The sequence below is a fragment of the Oerskovia sp. NPDC060287 genome, assembly GCF_042726775.1.
Classification (GTDB): Bacteria; Actinomycetota; Actinomycetes; order Actinomycetales; family Cellulomonadaceae; genus Oerskovia; species Oerskovia merdavium.
Genome location: NZ_JBHXBO010000328.1, coordinates 1 through 3,750 on the forward strand (window position 1 = coordinate 1; position 3,750 = coordinate 3,750).

3 protein-coding genes are annotated in these 3,750 nt (G+C 71.9%); all 3 read left to right on the forward strand.

Going from position 1 to position 3,750, the window contains the following annotated elements:
• Positions 1-129 precede the first annotated feature (129 nt).
• The 3 genes from ACFWFR_RS18345 to alaS all read left to right on the forward strand — a co-directional run bounded on the left by ACFWFR_RS18345 (position 130) and on the right by alaS (position 3,695).
• Entirely contained in the window at positions 130-504 is a 375-nt protein-coding gene (locus tag ACFWFR_RS18345) for a DUF948 domain-containing protein (RefSeq protein WP_056652045.1), read from the forward strand.
• Entirely contained in the window at positions 504-845 is a 342-nt protein-coding gene (locus ACFWFR_RS18350; RefSeq protein WP_191802533.1) for a hypothetical protein, read from the forward strand. The genes ACFWFR_RS18345 and ACFWFR_RS18350 overlap by 1 nt, the downstream gene beginning before the upstream one ends.
• Before the next feature lie 156 nt (positions 846-1,001).
• Positions 1,002-3,695, forward strand: coding sequence for an alanine--tRNA ligase (gene alaS / locus ACFWFR_RS18355; RefSeq protein ID WP_377624033.1), 2,694 nt, complete (start codon positions 1,002-1,004; stop codon positions 3,693-3,695).
• Positions 3,696-3,750 lie beyond the last annotated feature (55 nt).

Genomic DNA, 3,750 nt, shown 5'->3' on the forward strand with positions numbered 1-3,750 from the left:
CTGCTGCCGCGCGCCGTGCACGAACGCCTCGCTCACCGCTTCGACGGGGAGCGGGGCGTTCGTGCATCCGGGTAAGGTTTCGCGAGGCGTGCCGCTCGTCGCGTCGCGCCATCGAAGGAGGAGCAGGAGATGTCCGTAGGAGATGTGGCCGGGCTGATCGCCGCCATCGCATTCGTGCTGCTGGTCGGGGTCCTCGCGGTTCCTCTGGTCAAGCTCGGCCGGGTCCTCGACGAGGCCCGCGTGAGCATCAAGGAGGTCACGGACCACTCGGTGCCGATCCTCGACGAGGCCGCGACCACGGTCGCGACCACGAACAGCCAGCTCGTCAAGGTCGACACGATCACGACGTCCGCGGCCCAGGTCAGCGAGAACGTCTCGGCGCTGACCGGGCTGTACGCGGCGACCTTCGGGGCCCCGCTCGTCAAGGTCGCGGCGTTCACCTACGGCGTGCGCCAGGCCTTCGCTCGCGCCTCGGGGCGCTCGGGCCCGCGGGCCGGTCGCTGATGCGACGGGTCTTCTGGGTCGGCGTCGGCGTCGCCATCACGGTCGTCGTGGTGGTCAAGGGGCGGCAGGTGATCGCGCGCTACGCGCCCGCCTCGCTCGTCGACCAGGCGACCGACCAGGTCAACGCGCTCGGCGAGAAGGCCACGGGCTTCGTCGCGGTCTTCCGCGAGGAGTTCCGCACCGCGCGCGACGCGCGCGAGGCAGAGCTGCTCGCGGCCCTGCTCGCCGAGGGGCAGCCGCACCCCGACGACGTGCGAGCGGCCCGCGCCGCCAGGCGCGAGAGGACGGGCAGCCCCGACCTCGACGACGACGAGGACCTCCTGGGGTACTCGTTCTACTGATCCACCTGCCGGACCACCCCCGCCGGCCGACCTCCGCCCGTCGCGCACCGCGCACGGCCCGGGAGGGAAGCACGGCGGGAACATACTTGTTCTAGCCGGTGCCGGCCGCCCAGCGGCGGGCCCGGCCCGTTCCATCACCGACCTCCGAAGGACATCATGCGTACCGCCGAGATCCGCAAGCGTTGGCTCGACTACTTCGCCGCCCAGGACCACACCGTCGTGCCCTCGGCGTCGCTGATCTCGCCGGACCCGTCGACCCTGTTCACCATCGCGGGCATGGTGCCGTTCATCCCGTACATGACGGGCGAGCAGACCGCGCCCTGGGAGCGTGCGACGAGCGTCCAGAAGTGCGTGCGCACGCTCGACATCGAGGACGTGGGCAAGACCACGCGTCACGGCACGTTCTTCCAGATGAACGGGAACTTCTCGTTCGGCGACTACTTCAAGGAGGGTGCCATCACCTACGCCTGGGACCTCATCACGCGGTCGCAGGACGAGGGCGGGTACGGCATCCCCGAGGACAAGATCTGGGTGACCGTCTTCCACGAGGACGACGAGGCGCGCCGGCTCTGGAAGAAGATCGCCGGTCTGCCGGACGAGCGCATCCAGGGCCTCGGCATGGGACCCAACTACTGGTCCACGGGTGCCCGCGGACCGGCCGGCCCGTGCTCGGAGATCTTCTACGACCGCGGCCCGGCCTACGGCCCCGACGGCGGCCCCGCGATCGACCTCGCGGGCGACCGGTTCCTGGAGATCTGGAACCTCGTCTTCATGCAGTACGAGCGCGGGGACGGCGGGACCAAGGAGTCCTTCCCCATCCTGGGCGAGCTCACGAAGAAGAACATCGACACCGGCATGGGTCTCGAGCGCGTCGCGTTCGTCCTGCAGGGCGTCGACAACATGTACGAGATCGACGAGGTCTTCCCCGTCATCGCCGCGGCCCAGGAGCTCTCGGGCAAGCGCTACGGTGCGAACCAGGACGACGACGTGCGCATGCGCGTGGTCGCCGACCACGTCCGCTCGGCCCTCATGATCATCAGCGACGGTGTGCGCCCCTCGAACGAGGGCCGCGGCTACGTCCTGCGCCGGCTGCTGCGCCGCTCGGTGCGAGCCATGCGCCTGCTGGGCGTCGAGGACCCCTCGCTGCCCCAGCTGTTCCCCGTCTCGCGCGACGCCATGCAGGCCTCCTACCCGGAGGTCGGCACCGACTTCGAGCGCATCTCCCAGATCGCCTACGCCGAGGAGGAGGCGTTCCGCCGCACCCTGACCTCGGGCACCACGATCCTGGACACAGCGGTCGCGGCCGCCAAGACCACGGCCGGGGCGGGCGGCACGCCCGTCCTGCCCGGCGACCAGGCGTTCGCCCTGCACGACACCTACGGCTTCCCGATCGACCTGACCCTCGAGATGGCCGCCGAGCAGGGCGTCCAGGTGGACGAGAAGGCGTTCCGTGCCCTGATGCAGGAGCAGCGCACGCGTGCGCGCGCCGACGCGCTCGCCAAGCGCACGGGCGGGGTGGACACCGCTGCCTACGAGGCGCTGCAGAGCGAGCTCTCGCGCCCCGTGGAGTTCCTCGGGTACACCGACGCCACGGCGTCGGTCAACGTCGTGGGCCTCCTGGTCGACGGCGTGCCCTCCCCGGCCGCGACGGCCCCGGCCGACGTCGAGGTCGTGCTCGACCGCACGCCGTTCTACGCCGAGGCCGGTGGCCAGCTCGCCGACCACGGGACGATCGTGCTCGACGGCGGCGCGACCATCGAGGTCGACGACGTGCAGCGCCCCATCAAGGGCTTCTCGGTCCATCGTGGACGCCTCGTCGAGGGTGTCGTGGCGCTGGGAGACCCCGGCACCGCGCAGATCGACACGGCGCGCCGCAAGGCGATCAGCCGCGCCCACACCGCGACGCACATGATCCACAAGTCCATCCAGGAGGCCCTGGGCAAGGACGCGACGCAGGCCGGCTCGGAGAACGCCCCGAGCCGCATCCGCTTCGACTTCCGCGCCTCGAGCGCCGTGCCCGCAGGGGTCCTGTCCGAGGTCGAGGAGCGCGTCAACACCCAGCTCGCCGAGAACCTCGAGGTCACGGACAAGGTCATGCCCATCGCCGAGGCCAGGGCGCTGGGCGCCATGGCGTTGTTCGGCGAGAAGTACGGCGACCAGGTGCGCGTCGTCTCGATCGGCGGCGACTGGTCGCGCGAGCTGTGCGCGGGCACGCACGTCAAGCAGTCCGGCCAGCTCGGCCTGGTCACGCTGCTCGGCGAGTCCTCGATCGGTTCGGGTGTGCGCCGCGTCGACGCCCTGGTCGGTGACGGGGCCTACGGCTTCCAGGCCAAGGAGCACGCCCTGGTGGGGCAGCTCACGGGCCTGCTCAACGTGCGCACCGAGGAGCTGCCGGACCGGGTGAGCTCGCTCGTCTCGCGCCTGCGCGACGCGGAGAAGGAGCTCGGTGCGTTGCGCCAGGCCCAGCTCCTGGCTGCTGCCTCGAACCTCGCGGCCGGTGCGGAGACCGTGGGCACCACGCGCGTCGTGGTGCACGACGCGGGCGAGGTCGCCTCGGCCGACGACCTGCGCGCGCTCGCGCTCGACGTGCGCGGACGCCTCGCGGACTCCGCGCCGAGCGTCGTCGCGGTCGGCGGCGTGAGCAAGGAGCGCCCCCAGGTCGTCATCGTCACCAACGCGCCGGCGCGCGAGGCGGGCCTGCGGGCCGGTGCCCTCGCGAAGAAGGCGTCGGGCGTGCTCGGCGGCGGCGGCGGCGGCAAGGACGACATGGCCCAGGGTGGCGGCACCGATGTGTCCGCGCTCCCGGCGGCCCTCGCGGGCATCCGCGACGACGTCGCCTCGGCGCTCTGAGCGGCGGCCGGGTGACGTTCGACGAGCAGCAGGCGGGCGCCCCTCTCCCGAGGGG